This is a genomic window from Rhabdochlamydiaceae symbiont of Dictyostelium giganteum (genome assembly GCF_964291045.1).
Classification (GTDB): Bacteria; Chlamydiota; Chlamydiia; order Chlamydiales; family Rhabdochlamydiaceae; genus PALSA-1444.
The window spans coordinates 953,374-977,125 of the sequence record NZ_OZ197277.1 but is presented as its reverse complement, the minus strand read 5'-3'; the positions used below and the strand labels follow the sequence as shown (position 1 = coordinate 977,125).

The following is a 23,752-nucleotide window of genomic DNA, read 5'->3' as shown; positions in this document are numbered from 1 at the left end:
TATTCAGAGTAATTTTTTAGTTTTTTACTCTTCTTGATCTTATACATCTTTTTCAATAGCAAAAATAGCATAAAGGTTCAGATGCCTTTTGCCTTCTCATAGATTTTTAGAAAGAAAAATAGGTTAACCCAAGTCCGCTAGCTAAGAACTGCTATTCATTGAAGTTGTTGGATTTCTTTTTACATAATAAATAAAATTCTTCAGGTCAATGACCCGTCTAAAATCTAATTCAAATGCCCGGATAAAAAGATCTCCTCTTGAAAGAATTATCTTTTCATCAAAAAGAAGAATGCCTTCTTGATCATGCATACTAAGAGCTGCTAAGTGGTACGCTTCTGCTTGATATGTACCTAGCTGGATTGCCCTCATTAAAAGCTGTTTATCAGATAGTGTGACTCCATTTAGAAGTTGAATAGTTTTATTCTTTTTGGCAAAGAACTCTTTTCCTAAAAGGAAGTAAGGCAAGCTATACTCAGGGTTAAGATCGATGGCTTTTAAATAAAGGGATTCTTTTGAGGTATAGCTCTTTTCATGAATGATCAAGGGAGTTTGAAAACTTGCTGCAAGAGCCACATAAGCCTCTTCACAAAAAGGTAAATAGGTTAATAACTCAAGTAAAAATTCCTGCTTCTTTATAAAATAAAAACTATCATCAATATTTACGTTCTCTAAATTATCATATTTATACTGACTATCTAAGGATGTATAATATTTTTCAATAGAACCTGTGACCTTTTTACGATTAAGATTTTTATAACTTTTTAGACATTCTCCAAAAATCAAGAGGTATTTAGAATCTACATTTTGAAGTGTATGCTCAGAAAGGATTTTTGCTAATGTGGTATAGGCTTCCCAATGATTTTTGCAGTTAGAATAAGCAGACTCTAAAGCAATAGAAAATAATTTCTGTTTTCTTAAGGACTCATGAGAATAAAGAGACTCTGCTTGTTTGAATAAAGAGTTATGCTCATATTGACGTTGACCAGCTTCTTCATAACATGTTCTTTTTTCATAAAGTTTATCATCTAATAAGACACGCGTCTCGGGATGAAGAGCATCACCTATTTTTATCAAAAGAGGTAGAAGTTTATTTTTTTGATAGGCATACGTATAAGCCATCAATTTTGTGAATTTCACCTTATCTTTTAGTCGGATAGGCTTCCTATCAGAAAGATAGTTTCCTATGTGTTGATCTCCTCTACGCTTTAAATATGCCAATGAAAGAAGAGGGAGCGCATGGTCATAGAGTGCTTTTGTAGAAAGAACTTGATGATTTTTTAATATTATAGATGTTCCTTGTTTTAAAAGCATTTCACTAGAAGCTAGATCTTGGATGATGCATTTATTTTTAATGCCATTAAGAATGCCTACTGTTTTATCATGTAGAAAAGAAGCCATAGATAAAAAAGCTGGGGCAAATTGCGAGCTAAAAGCTTGAATAGGATCTAAATCAAGAGCCTCTTTAAAAAGAAATTCTACTGAGACATTTTTTTGATTTATTTTAATTTCTTCTGTACTCATTGAAGAGACAGGGCTATTTCCTATCGTCATGATTAAATCTAAATAACTTTCGATATTTTTGGGATTTTGCTCAATTTCTCGGATATAAATTTGTTTTAAAGATTTGTGAGTTTCATAAACTCTACGGGTGCTTAAATCTAAGTGTTTACAATTCTCATAAATTTTGCAGTGACTTAAATCCAATGATTTTAAAAACAATTCTTTTTGATTGCAAAAATTTCCGTTTAAAAATTGGATTTTTTCACCTTCAGTAAGCAGTTTAGCAAGCAAGTGATAACTATCTCCATTTTCAGGATCAAGATCAAGTGCTTTTAGATAAAGATCTTTAGATGTATACATCTCACCATTTAAAAGCTCTATTGTTTCATTTTTCTCAAGAAGAGCTGCAAGATTGCTGTAAGAGCTTTCCTCTTGAGGATTAAGATCAATAGCTTTTATATAAAGATCTTTAGGGGTATACACTTCACCATTTAAAAGCTCTATTGTTTCATAATCCTCAAGAAGATTTACGAGATTGCTGTAATAAAGTCCTTCTTTAGGATCAAGATCAATCGCTTTTAGATAAAGACCTTTAGATGTGTACTCTTTACCATTTAAGAGCTCAACTGTTTCATGTTCTTCAAGGAGATTAGCAAGACCATAGTAGGAATTACAACATTCAGGATCGAGATCAATCGCCTTAATATAGAGTTCCTTCTGTATGTAAATGTCACCATTTAAGAGCTCTATTGTTTCATTTTTCTTAATGATTATTGCAAGATTGTAGTAAGAAGATTGGTGTTTAGGATTGAGATCAATCACCTTAATGTAAAGATCTTTTAGGGTGTAAATTTCACCATTTAAGAACTTTACTGTTTCATTTTCTTCAAGGAGACTTGCAAGATTGTAGTAAGAAGATTGGTGTTTAGGATTGAGATCAATCGCCTTAATATAAAGATTTTTTTGCGTATAAGTTTCATTATTTAAGAGCTTTATTGTTTCATTTTCCTTGAGAGTTGTTGCAAGATTATAGTAAAAACTTCCCATCTTAGGATTGAGATCAATTGCCTTAATATAAAGATTTTTTGGCGTATAAGTTTCATTATTTAAGAGCTCAACTGTTTCATCTTTCTTGAGGAGTGTTGCAAGATGAGAGTAAGAAAATGGGTCCTGAGGGTTGAGATCAATCGTCTTAACATAAAGATTTTTTTTTGTATAAGTGTTACCGTTTAAGAGCTCTACTGTTTTATCTTTTCCAAGGATCACTGCAAGATTGTAGTAAGAAAGCTGGTGTACAGGATTGAGATCAATTGCTTTAATATAAAGATCTTTTATTGGATAAGTTTTACCATTTAAGAGTTGTATCGTTTCATCTTTTTCGAGGCAATCAGCAAGATAGAAGTAAAAATCTCCCTCTTGAGGCTCTAGATCAATCGCTTTAAGATAGAGATCCTTTTTTGCATAAGACTTGCTATTTAAAAGTTTTACCGTTTGATCCTTTTTAAGAAGAGTTGCAAGCTTATGGTAAGAAATTGCTTGCTTAGAATCAAGGTCAATGGCCTTAATAAGAGCCTCCATTTCTAAACTAGGTTGATCATTTAAAGGCTCTACAATTTGGTGAGTAGCTAAGATAGATGAAGCAGCATCATCATTTTTATTTAGAGCTGTTGCAAAAATAGTATTTGCAATTTGTTCTGTTTTTGAAGACTCTATATTTTGAGATAAAGATGTCTCTATTTTATCAGAAGAAAATGTATCCATCCGAAGCTGTTTAAAGGGTCTTTCATGACTGATTTCTCCTAAAGTAGACGATGCATTTTCTTCATGAGGAGTTTGGGGTGATTGAGCCTCTATTAAAGAATAGGGTCTAATTGTCATGATTTATCTCCGGATTTATCACTCTTAATTTAGCTTGTAAAGAAATACATTAAACTGGCTTAGCAGTAATATTTATAGATTTTTTTAAGGGCATTATTGCAAGAGGATGATTCTTTTATGGTAAATTTATCCTTATTTTTCATTAATGAAAACTCATTTTGGATTAACGATATAATTTTTTAATCTAATTCACTCCCCCTTTCCTTAAGGAGGGGCACTTCTTATTTTTAGAGTAAGCAGTTAACCCTTCTATAAGATTAACGAGAAAATTTGTCCTACTTCTGTGCAATAGTGAGTAAAAGTTTTTTAATATTTAATTTTTTAAGTGGTTTGAGTTAAAGAGCTCATATTCATTGGATTTCTTTTTATATAATAAATAAAATTCTCCAAGTCGATGACTCGTGTAAAATCTAATTCAAATGCCCGGATAAAGAGATCCCCTCTTGAAAGAATTATCTTTTCATCAAAAAGAAGAATGCCTTCCTGATCATGCATACTAAGAGCTGCTAAATGGTACGCTTCTGCTTGATATGTACCTAACTGGATTGCTCTCATTAAAAGCTGTTTATAAGATAGTGTGACTCCATTTAGAAGTTGAATGGTTTTGCTCTTCTTAGTGAAGAGCTCTTTTCCTAAAAGAAAGTAAGACAAGCTATACTCAGGATTAAGATCAATGGCTTTTAAATAAAGGGATTCTTTTGAGATATAGCTCTTTTCATGAATGATTAAGGGAGTTTGAAAACTTGCTGCAAGAGCTACATAAGCTTCTTCACAAAAAGGTAAATAGGTTAATAACTCAAGTAAAAATTCCTGCTTCTTTGTTAAATAAAGACTATTATTAATATTTATGTTCTCTAAATTATCATATTTATACTGACTATCTAAAGATTCATAATGTCTTTCAATAGAATCTGTGATCTTTTTAGAATTAAGATTTTTATAACTTTTTAGACACTCTCCAAAAATCAAGAGGTATTTAAAGTCAATATTTTGAAGTGTATGCTGAGAAAGAATTCTTGCTAATGTGGTATAGGCCTCAAAATGATCTTTGCAGTTAAAGTAAGCAGACTCTAAAGCAGCAGAAAATAATTCTTGTTTTCTTAAATATTCATGAGAATAAAGAGATTCGGCTTGTTTGAATAAAAAATTATATTCACAGTCTTGTTGAGCAGCTTCTTCATAACATGTTCTTTTTTCATAAAGTTTATCATCTAATAGGATACGTTTCTCAGAGATGGTCTGTAAACCTTAATTCCCAAGTCTACTTAAGAGTAATCTAATGAATACCATCCAAATCATGGCCTTGCTTACAGTCAGTATCAACTCATAATCCTTTACCATACGCCTGTATTTACCCAGCCACGCGAATGATCTCTCTACAATCCATCTTTTAGCAACAACTTGAAATCCCTGAATAACTTTTAAAGAATTTGTCTTCAGACACCACCCTTCATTCCTTGGAACGGGCTGTACTTTTACCCCCTGATTCATGCACTCTTGTTCAAAATCCTTACCTTTATATCCGCTATCTGCAAAAACTATATTAGGAGTGTGCTCTTTGTATTTGTCTAATAGCAACTTAAATCCCTCTCGATCTCCTACATTAGCTGCAGTTAGCTCTAGTGCTAGAGGAAATCCTAAATGATCAACGAGTAGATGCCTCTTACGTCCCTTGATTTTTTTTTCCTCCGTCAAAGCCTCTAATACCGCCTTTTTCTCCAGTCTTTATAGACTGGCTATCAATGATCCCAGCTGACGGTTTAGGAGTTTTATTATTCCTCAGTCTCTCGAGTCGGTGGAGCTTCTTATAAATTTCCTCAAAAATCCCTTGCCTCATCCATCTTCTATGTTGTAGATAGACAGTTTTCCAATGGGGAAGATCTGAAGGAAGATACCTCCACTGGCAGCCTGTTTTTAAGACATAAAAAAACCCATTTAAGATTTCTCTTCGAGAGTATTTATAAGGTCTACCTCCTTTTGAAAAATCTGTTTCTACAAATTCTTTGATTAAATCCCATTCTTTATCATTTAAATCAGACGGATAATTTTGCCGAGCCATGGTTTTTTCCTCCTATGATTGGAAGAATGATTATACCATAATAGCAATTTTATTAAGTTTACAGACAGTCTCTCAGGATGAAGGGCATCACCTATTTTCATCAAAAGAGTTGGAAGTTGATTACTTTGATAGGCATACGTGTAAGCCATCAATTTTGTAAATTTTACCTTATCTTGTAATAAGATAGGCTTCCTATAAGAAAGATAGTTTCCTACTTCTTGATCTCCTCTACGCTTTAAATATGTCAAGGAAAGAAGCGAGAGCGCATGGTCATAGATGGCTTTTGTAGAGAGAACTTGATGATTTTTCAATGTTATAGAAGTTCCTTGCTTTAAAAGTGTTTCTTTAAAAGATAAATCTTCAATAGTCAACTTACTATTAAGATTATCAAGGATAGATACCGTTTTACTATGTAGAAAAGAACCCATGCATAAAAAGGCAGGGGCAAATTGCAAACTAAAAGCCTGAACTGGATCTAAATCAAGAGCTTCTCTAAAAAGAAATTCCATTGAGATATTTTTTTGATTTATTTTAAATTTCTCCGTCGTCAAGATAGAAATGCCTCTTGAAATTGTAATTAAATCAAAATAACTTTCTTTATTTTGGAGATCGAGAATTATAATTAAATCAAAATAACTTTTTATATTTTTGGGATTTTGCTCAATTTCTTGAATGTAGATTTGCTTTAAAAATTTATGAGTTTCATAAGTTCTGAAGCTGCCTAAATCTAGTGATTTTAAAAACAGTTCTTTTTGAGTGTAAAAATTTCCATTTAAAAATTGGATTTTTTCGCCTTCATCAAGAAGTTTAGCAAGTAATTGGTAACTATTTCCATTTTCGGGGTCAAGATCAATAGCTTTTATATAAAGATCTTTAGATGTATATATTTCACCATTTAAGAGCTTTATTATTTCATTTTCCGCAAGGCGACCTGCTAGATTGTGGTAATAAAGTCCCTTTTTAGGATCAAGATCAATCGCTTTTATATAAAGATCTTTAGATGTGTACTCTTTACCGTTTAAGAGCTCTATTGTTTCATATTTCTCAAGGGAATTTGCAAGATTATTGTAAGCATTGCTATATTGATGGTTCAGGTCAATCGCCTTAAGATAAAGTTTTTTCTTTGTATAACACTCACCATTTAAGAGCTGTATGCTTTCATTTTTTTCAAGGAAATGTGCAAGGGCATCATAGGGATTATACGTCTTAGGATTAAGATCAATCGCCTTAATATAGAGTTCCTTCTGAGTGTAAATATTGCCATTTAAGAGCTCTACGGTTTCATCTGTCTTAAGGATCATTGCAAGGTTGTAGTAAGAAAATTGGCATGTGGAATTGAGATCAATCACCTTAGTATAAAGATCTTTCTGCGTATAAGTTTCACCATTTAAGAGTTGTACCATTTCATCTTCTTCGAGGCAATTAGCAAGATAGGAGTAAAAATTTCTCTCTTTAGCCCCTAGATCAATGGCTTTAAGATAAAGTTTCTTTTCTGTATAAGACTTACCATTTAAAAGTTTTACTGTTTCATCCTTTTTAAGAAGATTTGCGAGTTTAAAGTAAGGAGCTGTCTGTTTAGGATTAAGGTCGATTAACTTAATAAGAGACTCTATTTCTCTACTAGATGGATCATTTAAAGGCTCTATGATGTGATGAGTAGATAAAATAGGTGAATTAGTATCACTATTTTTATTTGGAGCTGTTGCAAAAATGGCATTTGCAATTTGTTCTGTTTTTAAAGACTCTGTATTTTGAGATAAAGATGCCTCTATTTTATCAGCAGAAAATGTATCCATCCGAAGCTGTTTAGAGGGTTTTTCATGACTGATTTCTCCCAAAGTAGATGATGAATTTTCTTCATGAGGGGTTTGAGGTGATTGAGCCTCTATTAAAGAATAGGGTCTAATTGCCATGAATGATCTCCGAATTTATCACTCTTAAGTTAGCTTGTAAAGAAATACATTAAACTAGCTTAGCAGTAGTATTTATAGATTTTTTAAGGACATTATTTCAAGGATGATGATCCTTTCATGGTAAATTTATTCTTGTTTTCCATTAATAAAAACCCATCTAAAAAATAGAAGTGAAAATTTTTAAACCAAGAGGGCTATCACCCTTTTTTTGTTTACCCTTTTCTCTTAATGAGATGCAGGCCATCTGGTTAATCTTAATTTAAGTCTAAATTTTGTATAGAAATTGAGCTAAACAATTTAGATGGTGGTATGATACCTAAAGCTATTACACATCTTTCTAATATCTAATCACTTAAGTGCAGTTTAGAGGGGGCTATAAGAAAAGTTAATAAAGATCTCGGTTCTCTCAAATAGAGCGATCTCCTGGCCGTAAAAAAAGATTTTTTTACATAACAAGATAGGAGCTACTCCTAAAAAATAGAGAACAGCTAGTTTTTGCTATAATAATCAAAATATAGGAGAGCTTTACTCTCTTTTGAAGAGTAAAGCCTAGGGCTTTAAAACTTTAAAGGGAGTTTGGTCCTTTTTCGTTGAACAGCCATCCATCCTAAAATAGAGATGCAAGCTAAACTCCAAACCACAACTCTTCCAGGATTCAAGAGGGCATAACTTGGCTGATTAGGCGCTCCAAACCTGTGTCCTGGAGGCCAAAATATAAAGGAGGGGCCCCCTTTTAAATTAGCTTCAGGGACAAATCCAAATTCTCTACTATCTCCGCTATTGGCATGGTTATCTCCAAGGACAAGATACATTTTAGGAGGAACAGTTAAGCCATATTTTTTCACTTTTTCAATATCTAAAGAGCCGTCTGAGAGAAGGGGGGCTCCAGCATCAATAAACGGTTCATAGTGAGTGCGGGAAGTATTTTTTCTTTTCTCTTCTCTTTCGATGAAACGGATGAGGGCTGGGTCATCTTTTAAAATAATAGGCGCTCCCATCAGATAGAGGTTTCCTTCTCTAAAATAGGCATAACGAGAAGGGTAGATGGACTGCTCTTTTCCTTGAGGATTGTATCTTGTATCAAACTCCATCCCAATATTAAATAAGAGCTGGGTCCGTTGAAGATCAAACCAGTAGAGAGGATGAGAAAGAGGGAGTTCATGAGATATGCCTTGCCATCCAATAGAAGAGGCTTTTCCATAATAAAATTCGTATGTTCCATCAGGAATCCCTGGAAAGTAGGGAAAAAAGGCTTGAGCACCAAATTTTTGCGGATTAACGCCATAACGGTATGCAAACCCTTTATCCACAATAAAACGGGCTGTATAAAGGTTATGCATTAAAGCTTTAAGATGAGACTCCTGAAGGGGAATAATGGAGGTGGATAGGCCAATTAAAGGGCGTAACCTGTGCATCTCATCATACCCCATACGCGTATTTTCTAGATTGGGATGGTGTCTAAGTTCTAAATAGAGAAGCCCCTCTTCTATTTGCGAAGGGTCGTGTTCACTTAAAACACGCACTTGCTCTTTTGTGAGTAATCTTGCCATCGCATAGTTTCCAATGCCCCACAGCTCATTATAATGAATGCCAGGTGATCTTTTGGTGATACGAGGAAGAAGTTCTCCTTTTGCTTGAGTTGAACTTAAAGCGTAACACCTTGCGATCGGCTCATTCATTTGATAAATCATGACAGGAGAGTGAACCCCTGGAATGATTGATGTGGTTGTAGAAAGACGGGTTCCTTCAAAAGAAATGAAAGGGATGTGATCAATTTTTTCTAATTCAGGAGTTCTAAGTTTATGCGATATATCTTTATTTTGGGCATTAACGCCGTAGATTTGCCCTCCATAGAAATAGAGCGTATCTCCAGGCTTTCCAATTGCTCTTTTCACAAGCATTTTCTTACCGGGAAAGAGGTAGAAATAAAGCGTATCAGAGTCTCTAAAATCCATGTTTTCAGTGGTGAAAATCACAATGTTATTTCGTTTAATCAATTCTTGATTAAAGTAAAAATGGCCCGTAGTAAAGGGGTGATTGACTCCAAAGGCTGTTTTAGAGACCGATAGTCTATCGAGTTCTTTAAAAGTTGGCCTCATCGATCCTGTTGGAATTTCATACAGCTCAAACCACACCTGTCTAATTAACATGGCTATAAAGAGGGCAAACAAAATTCCCAAAATAGAGCTAACTATTTGCTTAAAAGAGGTCTTTTTTAGATGTTTTTTATAGAGGTGATTTAAAGATTTAATCAGATTAGATGTGGCATTCACCTGTTTTGTTAAAATAGCCTCTTGGAGTTCCAGAAGTTTACCTTTGATTTCTTGATAAACTGAGTCAGGAAGGCGGTGTTTAACCTGCTGAAGCTTTAAATAGACATGAATTAAAACTTTTTTACTCTTTCTCAGCTGAAACCACGCTTTCATACATCATTCTCCAATCAACTTAAAGTTCATACACCCCATCTGATGATTAGAGGGGTATAATGTAGGTTTTTTCTTTCCATGTGAAAGAATTAAAAGCGGAGTCTAGCATGATAGAGAATATCCTCCTAATCGATTTTTTCATCAGAGAAAAACAGCCGAAACAGTTTCTTGAAAGATGTGGAAAACCTGTTGATAACTTGGCGGAAAAGGCGATTAAAAAATCCATTTTTATGCCGAAATAACCGTTTTTAACTCATTGATTATAAGTGATTTATGCTCCTAATAGTCTAGAGTGATTTAAAATGTGGAAAGATTGTTGATAAATAGCTGTTTTATAAGTCGAAGAAGGAAGGAGAGTAGGTGATCAAATGAGGATAAAGAGAAGGCTTAAGAGCAATTTGGTACCTTTCACCTTGTATAAGAAACTGAGATAAACTGGATCTTGATAGGGAAAAGGGGGCAAATGAGGTGTGATGAAAGGGGATGGTTCCAATTTCAATCATTTCTCGTTTAGAGGAAACTAACACTGCAAAGACTTTAACCGGCGCATAATAAGAGGGGGATTCAATCGTAAAGCTTAGAGCGTCATCAGAGAGTGTAGGAAGCTGTTTAAACTGCAAAGAACGTTTAAAAACAATCGGTTGAGGGGACTTTATACCGTGCCCTATATCAATAGATCTTAAGTTGACTTTATAGTGAGGGATCTTCACTTCAATCCATACGGGAAAAGCTAAAGAAGAGAAGTACATCTCAATGTCGCTATTTGCCATGAGAGATTCATCAGAGGGCCATTTAGTGACCCATGTGGTAATGGAGGGTTTTTCAATTTTTTGTCCCTCTACAATTAAGGGAGGATGCCAAAGAGATCTGTGATCTTTTTCCCCTTCTAAAGGAGGAGGGCCAATTTTTTTTCGATCAGCTTCTTGAGATTGATATAAAGGGAGTTTAAGCAGTTGAGGTAAAAAATGGTTAGGGTCTTTAACTGAGAACCATGTTTGCTCAGAGTGAGAGTAGCACTCTTCTAATTCATCTGTTTTGATATTAATTAAATAACTTGTCCATGCGGTGTGTCCAGGAGCTCCTTGATGAATCCACTCTTTCCATAAAAGATCTTTAGGAGGATAGGCAAGGGAGGGAATAGTGATTTCTTCAAAAAGAATATGCTCTAAAGACATCTTCCGTATTAACAAGCAAGAAGCCATTTTTCCTTGCTCAATGACAACATAATCTCCCTCTTTCCCCTTAATAATTTTATCTTTGAGTGAGAAGGAGTGAAGAGGAATGAGAAAAAATAAAGATAAAATGACTAATAGGTTTTTCATGTAATTAACAATAAATGTTGTTTAAATGTTTTTAATTGTCTTTAAAACAAATAAAGGGTTTTCTGTGGTATACCTGATTTTATCATTTTGATGCAAGAATCATGCATCTAAAAAACTCTTTTCTACTCTAGCTCTTCCTCAGATTAAGCTTGATGAGGAGCGCTTTTTCTTAAGAAGCACTGTAAGAAAGAAGAGCTGTTTAAAGAGCTCTTCTTATTCATTAAATAGGTTTACTATTTTTTTAGATTAGAGACAGTCAGTCTTGCAACAGCTATCACTCTCTTGTTTTCATCTTGAATCTGAATAGACCAAACCTGTGTTGAAAGACCGATATGATCAGGAGATGTGATAGCTACAATTTTCCCTGATGAAACCGATTTAAGGTGGTTGACGGTAAGGTTTGTCCCTACTGCATAATAACTATTTTGATCTAAAGCTAAGTTGGCAGCAACACTTGCAACGGTTTCAGCAAAAGCTGCCCACACTCCTCCATGAACAATTCCCATCGGTTGAAGGTGGTAGGGCTGAATGACCATTTCAGCTTCAAGGTCACGATTTCCCATACGAGTGAAGTAAATACCTAAATGGCTTATAAATGATAGGCGGCAAAGATGGTCTAACTCTTCAAGAGAAGAGGATGTTTTCCAAAGGGGCTGTTGTGAAGAATTCATAGAAATCTCTCTTGTTTTAAAGGGTAATAATGACCATCGTAATTTTTTTATTTTTGCTTAGGAGCGTAAGATAATTGCTGCTTTTTTTCACCTTCTGATGAAAATACTTGCGCTTCCCAATCATTAATACTTTTTGTTTTTGGATCAAAGTTAATACCGAGTGCAATAATATCTTTTCCTTTAAATTTTGTCTTAAACTTTGTGATAGACTCTTTTTCTAACATTTGATCTAAAGCTGCTTGTGCGTTTTTATCTTTTTTGATCTCAATCACATAGATGTGTTTATCTATATCTATTAATAAACTAGCACGGCCTAAATTTGTACTCTCTTCAAGACGATAAGGAATATTCATTCCAGCTAGGAATAAGCTAAGGCTTATATGAAAAAATTTCTCATCAACTGGACTTTTATGAACTTGATAGGAAATCGTTGCAAATTGCGTATTAATCTTATCAAAAAACGTTTGAAGATCCATGTTTTCTAAACTTTTCTTACAATCAAGAGATAAATTATTGATATATGATAATGAAAGTTTAGTCATGTGAGACATTAACAATTTTGAAAAGGAAGATTTTATTTCTTGATTAGCAAAATCTAAGGTGTAAAAGCGGGAAACTGGATCATAATGATGAATGGTAAAATATCCTGTTTGCCACATTAAGGCAGGGATATTGATCGTATCAACATTAAAATGGCCTAACAAATCCTCTTCTTGCACTCTAGCACCGCCTAAATACATTTCTAGATTGAATTCTTTTTCAATTTGTTTAATAAGATAGGCAGGTGATCCAGACTGCATCCAATAGTTTTTAAACTCTCCTTTTTCTTCTAGGTAATTTAAAATTGAATGAGGATTGTAAACTTTTATATCTTCTTTTGAAAATCGGTATCCGTTATACCAACTCCTAATTTCTTCCATTTTAGAAAATAGCTGCTTTTTGCTAACGGCTTTTTTTTGATGAGTTTGAGATCGAATGGTATTTTTAATGAGAGGGCCTAGAGCATTATACATCTCTTTTTCTGTATATCCCATCATCGCTGCATACGAAGGGTGTATGGTAATATCTTTTAATTGATTTGCCCCGGAAAAAAGAGATACGTGAGAAAATTTTGAGACTCCTGTAATAAAGACAAAATCTAAATAGGCATCAGAGCCTTTAAGCACTCCTAAAAATGACCGAATAAGACGGCGATTTTCATCTGCAATCTCTTGTTCATCTAAATTATCTGTTAGCGGTTTATCGTATTCATCAATTAAAACTGCAACTTTTTTTTGATGCTTATGAAATAATTCTTCAATTAATAGGCTAAATTTGGTCTCCACTGAAGGAGTATTTAAAACGATCCCATGGCTTGCGGCTATGTTAATAATTTTATATTCTAAGTCCTTTTCAGCTCCTCCTAATTGCCGTGTATTCATTTGGGAAAAATCCAAATGGATGACTGAACGCTCTTTCCAATCATATTTAGTCTGATAAATGCTTTGATTTTTGAAAAGCTCTTTATTTCCAACTAAAATAGATTTTAGCATGCTGATAAATAAAGATTTTCCAAACCTTCGCGGTCGGTTAATAAAATAGTATTTCCCCCCTTCGATCAATTGTTTTGCAAAATGTGTTTTATCAACATAGACATAGTTATTTTTTAAAACATCTTCAATGGTTTGTATTCCTAGAGGGATTTTTTGATTTTTAACGTTATAAGAGGAAATTCGAGAGGACAACGAGGTTAAAAGAGGCTTTTGAAAATAAGGATTTTTAGAAGATTGAGAACTATTTCTTAGCTGAATCTTTGAGTTAAAAAAGGAAAGGAAAGCATTTGTTACTTGCCTTGAGCTAGAAGACAAAGAGCCTGGCATTCCTATTGCTATCTTATAGTTTTGGCTGACTAACTGCTTAATTGACACGAACACCTTCATTGACTAAGCATTATATTACAGTTATAAACCGTTATCTATCAATGGAGGCATTGATTTGTGTTGTACTCACTCATTGATAAATCAGAAAATGAAGCAAAAAAAGGTAAGTTTTAGAAAGCATGAGACAATATTTTTTTTATCAAGCAAGAAAAGGGATCCCGCCTGATTACAATATAAAGGGGCTAAAAGATGAGAGCGTCAAGCTTTTGAATGGAGAATCTTATATAAAACAAGCTGATTTAGGATTGAATATCCCTGGCTATACGAAGATAATTCATCCGATGATCAAGTAGATCAGCATTCTTGATTTTATCAAAATAGACCTTTTGCCCTACAAATAAAAAGTGAAAAAAGCTGTATAAAAAAGTAGTATTTTTTTATACAGCCTATATCATGAAAAGAGCCCTTCTTAACAGATAATATTTTTCTCCTCCACAGCTTTACGGAATGTCTTCCCTAAATAAATCGCTGTCATGAACCACATCAGAAGAAGGGGAAACCCTAAGATCCCGCTGAGCGTAAGATAGTGGGCTCTTCCTGCAACTGCTCCAAATGTTTTTTGAAGGAAGGAGAGGAGAAGATTAAAAAGAGATCCCGCTTCCTTGGAAGCTCTTGATCCAAATGTTTCAATCCACGCTTGAGCTTTAAATTTCACATCTTGTGAGGTGGGAATATAAAGCTGTTTAAGAGCCGGACCATTTAAGGCGTAATTAATCGCTTTGGCGCCAACCATTAAGCTAAAGAGGAAAGAGAGCGTATCCACAGTTAAAAACCCAAAGAGAGCTACTCCTACAATGATGGGCATAAGAGCAAGAGCAATGCCAACTCCTAAAAACCGGGTAATATTACTGATTCCTAAAAGCAAGCAGCTTAAAGACACAACATTAACGCTGGAGCCGTAAAGTGAAAGATAGTGACTAAGAGCTACTCCCGTAAATTGTTCACCTGCTGCTACCTTAAAGTTAAAATCAAAGATGGTGACGATCACTTCATAAATGAAGTTAGCTGCAAAAATGCCCAGCAAATATTTATGCTTGATCATCAGCTTAAACCCTTCTAAAAATCCTGGCTCATGCGGAGTAACTTCTTTAATCGCTTGAGACTCTTGAAATGAGGAGAGCAAGTGAGAGGGAGTTGCCTTAAGAAAGTATTTTACAAGGGGGATGATGAGGAGTGTGAGAAACCCTAAGCACATCATCGAAAGAACATCTGTCTCAAGACCGAGTCTATGAGGAAGCCCTCCAATAGAATAGGGGAAAATAATACCACCAAGCTGACCAATAGCTACAACAAGGGGAAATCCCCTTTTTGCAGAAGCGGGATTTGTCGTATCTGCAGAAAATGCCCAAAAAAGCGCAACAACTAAAGATCCAAAGCTCTCAACAAAGAGATACCAGAGGTAGCCAACAGCCTTTGTAGCGATGAGAAACCCTCCGCTTCGCTCTCTAATGATATCTTGACCTTCTTGAAAAAAGAACATCAACATTCCAAAAAGAAATACCATGATTCCGTAGAAAAAAGGTAATAACATGAGCATTTTCTCCCGGGAGTTTTTTTCTAAAAGCTTGGTGTAAAACATCACAAGAGGAAGAAGTGCAATCACAGAGAGCGTTTTTGCTAAGGGGAGTTGGAGTTTATCAACAAGCTGGATAAAAATAGCATCTTTTAAAGGTCTAAGTGTCCAATAGACACCAATGATCAGGGCAAAGATAAGCCCCATTCGAAGAAATTTTTTAAATTCCTCTTTTTCGAAATAGCCAAAATTGAAACGGCAGATCGATTGAAATACATGTAAAAGCCGTGAGCCCATAGTTTTCTCCTTCAGCTTTCTCATAATAGAATTTCAAAAAATAGACAATATTTTTTTATTTCGAAAAAACATCCGAGATCAAAATCTAAAATAGATAAGTTTGTTATGATAGTTTGCATGACCAGATGAAATTTATTTAATAAGATGCAGGATACAGGGGCATTAAATTGGTTAATGTTAGCAAATGCATTTTTAATGCAGGAGGTGGATGATGAGAATTCCATTAACAGTTCTAGAAAAAGGGGACATCTATTTCTTCTATTGGCTAGATGAGGATAAGAAAGAGGATAATCAATTCTTTTTTGTTCTAAGAAATCAGCCAGAAGGGCTTTACCGCGTGATCACACTACAAAACGGCCATATGCCAGATATGAAAGAGCACCATGTTCAAAAAGGGGTCATGGCTCATACAGCCACGCATTTAGATCATCTTCAGGCCTACTTTAAGAGGCAAAAGAAAGATCCTTCAGATTTCCTCTTTAAAATTGCAAACGCCATGGGAGAGGGTAAGTATTTGATTTTAAAATGGGGAAAATCCACCCACCTTCTCTACTCTTTAGAAGATTTGGATCATGCGCATCAAGAGGCACTTAGCCATTTTGGAGTAGCATCTCAAGGGATTTTTATGCTGCAAATCAAAAATCCTCATTATGAAGAAGCTGAAGCCAAGAATTTATTTAACCGGTTAAATGGGCAACAGTTCATTCCTTTAGACCCTGTTGAGCTCCTGAATGAAGAAGGAATAGAAGTGCTCATGATTGGGGAAAAATCAAGACCTAGTCAAATAGGGAAGGTGAATTTACAAACCCTCCTTGATTCTTTTTCTCATGAAGACATTTTAGAAAGTGTCAGCTTAGAAAAAAAACAGAAGGAGCTTGAGCTTTTACTCACGCAAGAGTGGAGCTAATTTTTTAAAGCAGCTGTTTGATAAGCGTGAAGAGCGATTTGGCTCTCACGCTTATGATCCACACACGGCATAGGATAGCTGCTATCAAAATAGGAGTTATAAGAGGTATACCATGTGTGAATATGAGACAGGGGAACCTCTTGAAGCTCTGGAATCCACTCTTTAATGTAAAGAGCATCAGGATCAAACTTCTTTTGTTGAAGCCAAGGATTAAAAATACGGAAATACGGCTGTCTATCACACCCTGTAGAAGCTACCCACTGCCAGTTCCCATTATTGACAGAAGGGTCGTAATCAATCAAGTGCTGGGCAAAATATTTTTCTCCCCATTGCCAATTCAGATGAAGATCTTTGACTAAAAATGAAGCTGTAATCATTCTGGCACGGTTATTCATAAGACCTGTCGCATTGAGTTCTCGCATCCCTGCATCAACGATGGGAAATCCCGTTTTTCCCTCACACCACTTTTGAAAAAGATCCAGATCATCTTTCCACTTAAGATTATTAAATTCTTGATGAAAAGCGCTTGTAAACACATGAGGGAAATGAAAAGCGATACTCAAGAAAAAGTCTCTCCAATAGAGTGATCTGATGAGAGATGAGTGATCTTGTTGAGAATGTTTTAAAGCAAAATACACCTCTCTTACCGAAACCGTTGTAAATTTAAGGTGAGGTGAGAGATGCGTTACGGGTTGATTGAGGTATATAGGAGTAGTGACTACTCCCTTTTTTAATTTTATTAAAATGTTAAGAGCCTCTTTTCTTCCACCTTTTTGTTGGGCGCTTCTTGAGGGAAGAATAGATTGATAAAATGCTTTTGTCTTAGCAAAAGATATGGGCTTATTATAGTAATTACTAAATGCCGTGTGATCTGGCAAGTTAACAGGAAAAGAAGAGGCGTTATGGTAAAAGGGGGTAAATACAACATAGGGAGAGCCATCACTTTTTAGCGTCTGCTGAATAGGGTGCAAGAGTAAATCTTCAAATGATAAGCAAGACATATGGTGATCATCACATACTGCTTGAATGGCAGCGTCTCGTTTTTGACTATAGGGAGTGTAGTCTTGATTGAAGAACACAGCATCAATGTGAAGCTCTTCTATACACCTCGCAACGATTTCATGGCTTTTACCATAAAAAAGATACAGCTTTGAGTGGTTCTTATGAAGAGCTTCATCAAGATCTTCTAAAGACTCTATCATAAACTGAAGCGCTTTAACACTTTTATAGGGATTGTTTTCCACTTGCTCAGGAGTAAAAATAAAACACGGTATGACTGTTTCAGAGTGGTTTAAAGCAAAGAGTAAAGCCGTATTATCTTCTAGTCTTAAGTCTCTATGAAAAATAAAAAGGGACTTTTTAAAGTGATGTTGCATAGTTTAGGATGGAGTTATAAATAATTTACCTAAAATAAGCAAGAGGGAGGTTCTTAGAATTGAGCCTATTTTAACGGTTGAGCAGCTTTTAACCCCTGAAACTCTAAATGAAGCAGAGCATTGTGTCTAGCGAAAATGGAAAATATATAAAAAAGATCAGGAGAAGCTATAGGGGTGACCTTATCTTGGGTTCTATAAGTGGTGAGTAATCTTGAGAAGCTTTAATGACTTTTTAAATTTTTCTTATTAAGGTGTTTTTTCTAATAACCCCTTAGCACTATCTCTTGAGGAGAGGGGTAGCGTAAAACTTTTTAAAGAACTATAGTAGAGGGTAGTTAAGATAGATCAAACAATGATGCAGGGACAAGAGGTGCTTTATATGATGAGTTTAACATTTATTCTTGGAATCTTAGGCTTAAGCTTTATCTTTATGGAATTTTTTTTCCCTTCAGGTTTTTTAATCTTTTCAGCTGTGATTTTTTTGCTCGCAAGTGTTTTCTCCTTTTCTTCTTTAGGACTTGGAACAAGCTTAACTCTTCTTTATAGCTTAGTGTTGATATTAGCCATTATTGTTACGGTAGCCATTGCTCTTTCTCGTATCAGAAGCCGTATTGTGTTAAATGATGATCAATACGGGTTTTACATTCATCAACTCGATCCTTTACTCGTGGGGAAAGAAGGCGTTGTTTTAAGTGATCTTAAACCGTCAGGATATGTTCAGATTGAAGGAAATCAATATCCTGCAACCGTTGAAATGGGCTATCTTCCAAAAGATTCCTTAGTTCATGTGATTGAGCTAAGAGGTTCTACTGTCATTGTTAAACTTTTAAATACCGAGGTTTTATGAACGAAAATCCCGCACCCGATCTATACTTTTTAGTCTTCATTGCCATCATCATTGGTGGTATGCTCGTCATTACAATCAGCCGTTACATTGGGCTTTGGTTTCAAGCGCTTGTCTCTGGGACCCCTGTATCACTCACCAATATTATCGGGATGAGCTTAAGGAAAATCCCTTCAAGAAACATCGTTAATGCCTACATTAACGTCTATAAAGCAGGTGTCCGTGATGTCTCTGTCGCAGATCTTGAGACGCATTTCTTAGCAGGGGGCAATATCTCAAACGTCGTAAGAGCGATCATCGCGGCTGAAAAAGCTAGCATTTCTCTTACGTGGAGACAAGCCACTGCCATTGATTTAGCAGGAAGAGATATTTTAGATGCTGTTAGAACCTCTGTGAATCCTAAGGTGATTGATTGTCCTGATGAAAAACATGGAGAATACATTACAGCTGTTGCTAAAGACGGAGTTCAGGTGAAATGCCGGGCAAGGGTGACTGTGAGAACAAGTATTCAGCAACTTGTTGGCGGAGCGACAGAAGAGACAATTGTGGCAAGAGTGGGTGAGGCGATTGTCAACTCAATTGGGGGGTCTTTAACCCATACCGATGTACTGGGCGCTCCTCACCGTATTTCTCACTTAGCGCTTGAAAAAGGGCTTGATGCAGGCACTGCCTTTGAAATTCTCTCGATTGATATTGCAGATATTTCCATTGGAGAAAACATTGGAGCTAAACTAAGAGCTGATCAAGCAGAGTCTGATAAGAGAATCGCTCAAGCAAAAGCTGAAGAGAGAAGAGCGATGGCAGTTGCGATGGAGCAAGAAAACACCGCAAAAGTCACGGCTGCAGAGGCAGAAGTGCCTTTAGCAATCGCTGAGGCGTTTCGTAAAGGGAATCTTGGTCTGATGGATTTTTACCGTTTAAAAAACATCCAAGCAGATACATCGATGAGAAATGCTTTTTCTGAGGACACCCCTCATGAAGAGAGCTAAAGCTTTAAAAACAGATAAAAAAGGAAAGATTTCACCGCAAAAAGTCAAAGAGGGGCTCAAGATGGCTTTGATTCTTCATAACCCTTACCTCTCACCTTATGAAAAGGAAAATATTCCTTTAGGCGCGGCAGGAAAAATCTATTAAGTTTTAATGAAGAGGAAGGTCAAAGTGTTGACCTTCCTCTTTTTTTTAAGACTCTTGAGTAGAGTGCACTTCTGCATTTAACTGAGAAATCACTTTGACTTCTAGCTGAGACTCCGCAATTAAAACCTGTTTTCCTTCAATATCTAAAAGATACAGCATGGTTTTTGAGCTGAGCGCCTTTTTTTCAAGAAGCTTTAGAGAAGAAGAGTCTAGTGTGCCATTAAATCTCCCCGGAGCAACCCGTTTAAGAAAGGCAACAACAGCAATTAAACTTCCAATTAAAAGAATGAGAGTAAAAAGCATTTTTACAAAAGCCCATTCGTAACTGGGAAGTTCTGGAAGAGGCGCTATTTCAACAGGGGAAGAAAGAGCGTCTGCAATGATAAATAAGAGAGGGTTAAATTGAGTCATTCTCTTATGATTGAAGATCATTTGTTTATTTTCAAGAACTCTCCTATAATCAGTAGCTTTTATGAAAACAGTTGATCTTGCGCTAAAAGCGAGCCGTCTTCGGCAAAACACTATCACAGGGTGGATTCACCACTCTTTTGAACACCCTGAGCATGCAAGTGAGCTCATCCCCATCTATGAAAATTTTTGTTTTGTTTTGACTCTTTTTCGAACAAAAGTCGCCTCTCACATCTTAGAGGGAAAAGCGCATTTAGAAAAACTGTTTGCCTTTCAAACTGAAGAGGGCTTTCCTCTTTACCTTCATGAATACCCTCATGCAAAATCCAGCTGGCTAAAGGAAAAATTAGCTCTTATCGCGCATCTTTTACTCAAAGATTTTAGTGCTGTTTTAGGAGAGCATCTTGTGAAAAAGCTTGAGGAGCTAACACCTTGCCTAAAAAAAACATTTCATCCAGTCACACCTCAAGAGTGGGCAAATTTTCTTATCCATTCTCAATTAGAGGATATGCCTATTGAAGAAGCGCTCTCTTTGTGGGATTCTGAGGCTCTTTGCTTTACAGGATTACAAAAGCAGCAAGAGTTTGAACCTGAAGTGACGCTTTTAGACCTCATATTAGGAGAGTGGCTAGGAGCGTATTCAGAAAGAGCCTTAAAAGATCACCCTCGTCATCTAGAAGCTTGTCTCATTTATCCTCTTCAAAAAGCTCTTGATGCATCTATTTCTAGCCCCTTAAAAAAGAGCTGGGTAAGGAAGTTTTGGGGTGAGGGGAAACCTACCCACTCATCACTTCTTTATACATCAGGATCTTTTGAAGAAAAAGAGGATGTAATTACCATAGAGCTTCCTGAAAAAGATGTTCTTGATGAGTTTGAAGTTGTTTATTTCTTGAATAAAAACCCCTCTGTAAAGATTGTTGTAGAAGGGACTTCTGCAACGACATTTCAGCTAGGAGAATGGATCACTGTTGAATCAAACGGAGAGAAATTTCAGCTCTCTTTCACAGCTTTAGAAGGAGAGGGTAAGTTTTGGGGACACATTCATCTAGGAAATCGTCCTGGACAAATGGGCTCAAAGAACTTTGCCCCTTATGAAGCGTTTGATTGGAAGATTGCTCTTCGAACGATTGAAAGAGTGCAAAAATGCACCATTCAAGTCATCTTTAAAGCGCTTTCTTCTTAAAGAAAGCTTATTTAATAGCACTAAAATCTTAACCCTTTTAAACCAAGAAACTTGAAACCTCTTTTGTAAAAGAAGCTGATTAAATGTTATCCTATAAGATAAGATGAGCCATAAGAAGAGGGTGCTTAAGTAAAAGATGGGAAAGGTTGATCATTTAGAGCTCTTAAGTCAAAGGTTATTAGAAAAAAGCTGTGAGGGGCTCTCGTTTAGTCAAGCGGAGCTTTTAAGAGATAAATGGAAAGAAATACGGGCTATTGCTGTGCAAAATGCCGGCTATAAATCTTGGGATAACCATCTTTTACACTTATCTGATGAGGAAATACACCGATTAGAAGAGGTGTTTTATGACACTCTTCAAAGTGTAGAAGAGTCAGGCATGGATATTGCCAGTTTACTTGCAAAAGAAGACTTAGACTTACTGGGCATTAAGCTTCTCCTTGACCCTGCAGTTAAAATCACACCGCAATTACTCAGTAAAGAGCTTATCAAAGCTCTTTTTATTGAATATAATCCAGAGCTCATTGCAAGACACCGAAAAATCTTTCAAGAGGTGTTAAATATTTTAGATCAAGGTCCTAATTGGGGGGAAAGAAGCTCCCTTGCAACTGAAACATTGATTGGAAATCTCATTTCCCTTCTTCCCTACTTTGATTTTACAGAGGGTCAGTGCATTTCTCTTTATCAAAAGATTGGAGATCAGTGGCAAAAAGTTGAATATCAAATCCAATATGTTCCTTTAATTGAAGATAAGATCATTGCCTATGGACTCATCCCTGTAGAGTCTTTAGATGCCTCATCCCTTCTCATTTTTAGAGGCACACCTTACCCGGCAGCGCCAGGTTTTTTTGATGCGCTCCTCAGTGATTTTTACCCAGCATGCTCTATTGGAAAAGATATTTTTGAGGCGGGGAGAAAAAATATCGATGCGTGGATAAAGGATAAAGGGCGTGTGAAATGTTTTGGCCTCAGTTTAGGGGGAGCACTTGCGTATCATATGGGAATCCACTACGGCCCCCGTGTTGAAATCTATGTGTACGGAGCTCCAGGCGTGATCTCTGAAAATCACAAGATGAAAAAAATACAGGGAAAAGTATTTTTTCATTATGAAGATGTGATTCAATTGATTGGGTTTCATCCGCAATCGAAGCACTGCCAAATGTATGCTGTTTTAACAAAAGAGAAGAAAGATCTTTTTATCACACATACTCAGCCTTTAGGACTTGGCTCAGTTGTGATTTTAAAAGTGTATCCTCGCTATGAAAACAGAAGAGCTTTAAGATATCTCTTTAATGTTTTCAAAGCGGTGATATCGATGCCCCTTTTTTTGATCCTTTTTCCCATTAGAGTGAGCTCTAAGTGTGTAGAAAAGATTCAAAAAAAATGGCGCCTGATTAAGCCCCTTCTTGAGGAAGAATAAGAGCTGGGCTATCTACTGCAAGACCCATAGCGTGAAGGCCGTTATCAACATACAGAGTAACACCCGTAATGGCAGAGGCAAGAGGTGAGGCAAGAAAGCAGGCTGCATTTCCCACTTCTTCAGCTTCCATGGATTTTACTAAAGGAGCATTTGCCTCAGAGTAGGCGATCATGCTATCGATAAAACCAATCGCTCTTGCAGCTCTACTTCGAAGAGGTCCAGCTGATATTGTATTGACTCTAATACCCCATTTTCTTCCTGCTTCAAAAGCCAGCATCTTTGTATCGCTCTCAAGAGCTGCTTTTGCAGAGCTCATGCCGCCTCCGTAACCAGGAATAGCTCTTTCAGAGGCAATATAGGTTAGAGATATGGTAGATGCATGAGGGTTCATACGAGGGCCAAACTGCTGTAAAAGACCAATGAAAGAGTAGCTTGAAGAGCTAATGGCTGATAAATACCCTTGCCGAGATGTTTCAAGAAGGGGCTTCTTGACTTCAGGACCGTTAGCTAAGGCGTGAACGAGAATATCAATTTTACCAAAGTCTTTTTCCACTTGAGCTGCCACTTCTGAAATGGTATATCCAGAGGCGTCTTGATATCTTTTATTCTCTTTAATCTCTTGAGGCACATCTTCAGGCTTATCAAATGCTGCATCTAAAGGGTACACTTTAAGGTATTCCATCAGATTACCATTAGAGAGCCTGCGGGACTCATCAAACTTCCCTAGATTCCATGACTGGGTAAAGATTTTTACAATCGGGGTCCATGTTCCAATGATAATATCAGCACCTGATTCTGCAAGACTTTTTGCAATTGCCCAGCCGTACCCTTGATCATCCCCAATACCTGCGATAAAAGCTTTTTTCCCTTTTAAATTCATTGAAGCCATAAACGTCCTTAGTTTAAAAAGAGGAGTGTATCATGAGCCCCATGTTCTTTTCAAATAAGGAAGATAAGCTCTAAATGAGCACATTAAATATATTAT

General features: G+C 36.1%; 19 protein-coding genes. 6 read left to right on the top strand and 13 right to left on the bottom strand.

The genetic code is table 11. The features are described 5' to 3' along the window. Positions 1 to 141 precede the first annotated feature (141 nt). The 10 genes from ACI7T6_RS03355 to ACI7T6_RS03310 all read right to left on the bottom strand — a co-directional run bounded on the left by ACI7T6_RS03355 (position 142) and on the right by ACI7T6_RS03310 (position 15,498). Positions 142 to 3,378, bottom strand: coding sequence for a hypothetical protein (locus ACI7T6_RS03355; RefSeq protein WP_404665010.1), 3,237 nt, complete (start codon positions 3,376 to 3,378; stop codon positions 142 to 144). 321 nt (positions 3,379 to 3,699) lie between these two features. Next, positions 3,700 to 4,347, bottom strand: a complete 648-nt coding sequence (locus ACI7T6_RS03350) for a hypothetical protein (RefSeq protein WP_404665009.1) — start codon at positions 4,345 to 4,347, stop codon at positions 3,700 to 3,702. Positions 4,348 to 4,626: 279 nt separating this feature from the next. Then, on the bottom strand, positions 4,627 to 5,073 hold the full coding sequence (locus ACI7T6_RS03345; protein ID WP_404665008.1) for a transposase: 447 nt from the start codon (positions 5,071 to 5,073) through the stop codon (positions 4,627 to 4,629). Further along, on the bottom strand, positions 5,042 to 5,437 hold the full coding sequence (locus tag ACI7T6_RS03340) for a transposase (protein WP_404665007.1): 396 nt from the start codon (positions 5,435 to 5,437) through the stop codon (positions 5,042 to 5,044). The genes ACI7T6_RS03345 and ACI7T6_RS03340 overlap by 32 nt, the downstream gene beginning before the upstream one ends. Then, entirely contained in the window at positions 5,407 to 7,350 is a 1,944-nt protein-coding gene (locus ACI7T6_RS03335; protein WP_404665006.1) for a tetratricopeptide repeat protein, read from the bottom strand. The genes ACI7T6_RS03340 and ACI7T6_RS03335 overlap by 31 nt, the downstream gene beginning before the upstream one ends. Positions 7,351 to 7,907: 557 nt before the next feature. After that, positions 7,908 to 9,776, bottom strand: a complete 1,869-nt coding sequence (gene lepB, locus ACI7T6_RS03330) for a signal peptidase I (protein WP_404665005.1) — start codon at positions 9,774 to 9,776, stop codon at positions 7,908 to 7,910. A 332-nt stretch (positions 9,777 to 10,108) separates the two neighbouring features. Then, a complete protein-coding gene (locus ACI7T6_RS03325; RefSeq protein ID WP_404665004.1) occupies positions 10,109 to 11,098 on the bottom strand; it encodes a hypothetical protein in 990 nt (329 codons plus the stop codon). A gap of 233 nt (positions 11,099 to 11,331) precedes the next feature. Then, on the bottom strand, positions 11,332 to 11,769 hold the full coding sequence (locus ACI7T6_RS03320) for a PaaI family thioesterase (RefSeq protein ID WP_404665003.1): 438 nt from the start codon (positions 11,767 to 11,769) through the stop codon (positions 11,332 to 11,334). A 47-nt stretch (positions 11,770 to 11,816) separates the two neighbouring features. Continuing rightward, entirely contained in the window at positions 11,817 to 13,676 is a 1,860-nt protein-coding gene (locus tag ACI7T6_RS03315; RefSeq protein WP_404665002.1) for an AAA family ATPase, read from the bottom strand. 421 nt (positions 13,677 to 14,097) lie between these two features. Further along, a complete protein-coding gene (locus ACI7T6_RS03310) occupies positions 14,098 to 15,498 on the bottom strand; it encodes an NTP/NDP exchange transporter (RefSeq protein WP_404665001.1) in 1,401 nt (466 codons plus the stop codon). Between the two features lie 208 nt (positions 15,499 to 15,706). Here ACI7T6_RS03310 and ACI7T6_RS03305 point away from each other — a divergent pair, with 208 nt between their 5' ends. Next, on the top strand, positions 15,707 to 16,405 hold the full coding sequence (locus ACI7T6_RS03305) for a hypothetical protein (protein ID WP_404665000.1): 699 nt from the start codon (positions 15,707 to 15,709) through the stop codon (positions 16,403 to 16,405). Here ACI7T6_RS03305 and ACI7T6_RS03300 read toward each other — a convergent pair. After that, positions 16,402 to 17,781 (bottom strand): cryptochrome/photolyase family protein, encoded by a 1,380-nt coding sequence (locus ACI7T6_RS03300; RefSeq protein WP_404664999.1) that lies wholly within the window; start codon positions 17,779 to 17,781, stop codon positions 16,402 to 16,404. The genes ACI7T6_RS03305 and ACI7T6_RS03300 overlap by 4 nt on opposite strands. Before the next feature lie 379 nt (positions 17,782 to 18,160). Here ACI7T6_RS03300 and ACI7T6_RS03295 point away from each other — a divergent pair, with 379 nt between their 5' ends. From ACI7T6_RS03295 to ACI7T6_RS03285, 3 genes are read left to right on the top strand one after another with little or no spacing between them, the layout of a single operon-like run. Further along, positions 18,161 to 18,628, top strand: coding sequence for an NfeD family protein (locus ACI7T6_RS03295; protein WP_404664998.1), 468 nt, complete (start codon positions 18,161 to 18,163; stop codon positions 18,626 to 18,628). Beyond that, on the top strand, positions 18,625 to 19,614 hold the full coding sequence (floA, locus tag ACI7T6_RS03290) for a flotillin-like protein FloA (RefSeq protein ID WP_404664997.1): 990 nt from the start codon (positions 18,625 to 18,627) through the stop codon (positions 19,612 to 19,614). The genes ACI7T6_RS03295 and floA overlap by 4 nt, the downstream gene beginning before the upstream one ends. Next, a complete protein-coding gene (locus tag ACI7T6_RS03285) occupies positions 19,601 to 19,759 on the top strand; it encodes a hypothetical protein (RefSeq protein WP_404664996.1) in 159 nt (52 codons plus the stop codon). Before floA ends, ACI7T6_RS03285 begins: the two co-directional genes overlap by 14 nt. Before the next feature lie 45 nt (positions 19,760 to 19,804). On the opposite strand, the gene ACI7T6_RS03280 is transcribed toward ACI7T6_RS03285, so the two are convergent. After that, the gene (locus ACI7T6_RS03280) at positions 19,805 to 20,170 is read right to left on the bottom strand and encodes a flagellar biosynthetic protein FliO (RefSeq protein WP_404664995.1); all 366 of its coding nucleotides are present in this window, start codon (positions 20,168 to 20,170) and stop codon (positions 19,805 to 19,807) included. Between the two features lie 61 nt (positions 20,171 to 20,231). Here ACI7T6_RS03280 and ACI7T6_RS03275 point away from each other — a divergent pair, with 61 nt between their 5' ends. Both ACI7T6_RS03275 and ACI7T6_RS03270 read left to right on the top strand, forming a co-directional pair. Beyond that, a complete protein-coding gene (locus tag ACI7T6_RS03275) occupies positions 20,232 to 21,350 on the top strand; it encodes a hypothetical protein (RefSeq protein ID WP_404664994.1) in 1,119 nt (372 codons plus the stop codon). 136 nt (positions 21,351 to 21,486) lie between these two features. Continuing rightward, positions 21,487 to 22,767, top strand: a complete 1,281-nt coding sequence (locus ACI7T6_RS03270) for a hypothetical protein (RefSeq protein ID WP_404664993.1) — start codon at positions 21,487 to 21,489, stop codon at positions 22,765 to 22,767. Here ACI7T6_RS03270 and ACI7T6_RS03265 read toward each other — a convergent pair. Further along, a complete protein-coding gene (locus tag ACI7T6_RS03265) occupies positions 22,742 to 23,656 on the bottom strand; it encodes an enoyl-[acyl-carrier-protein] reductase (protein ID WP_404664992.1) in 915 nt (304 codons plus the stop codon). The genes ACI7T6_RS03270 and ACI7T6_RS03265 overlap by 26 nt on opposite strands. Positions 23,657 to 23,752 lie beyond the last annotated feature (96 nt).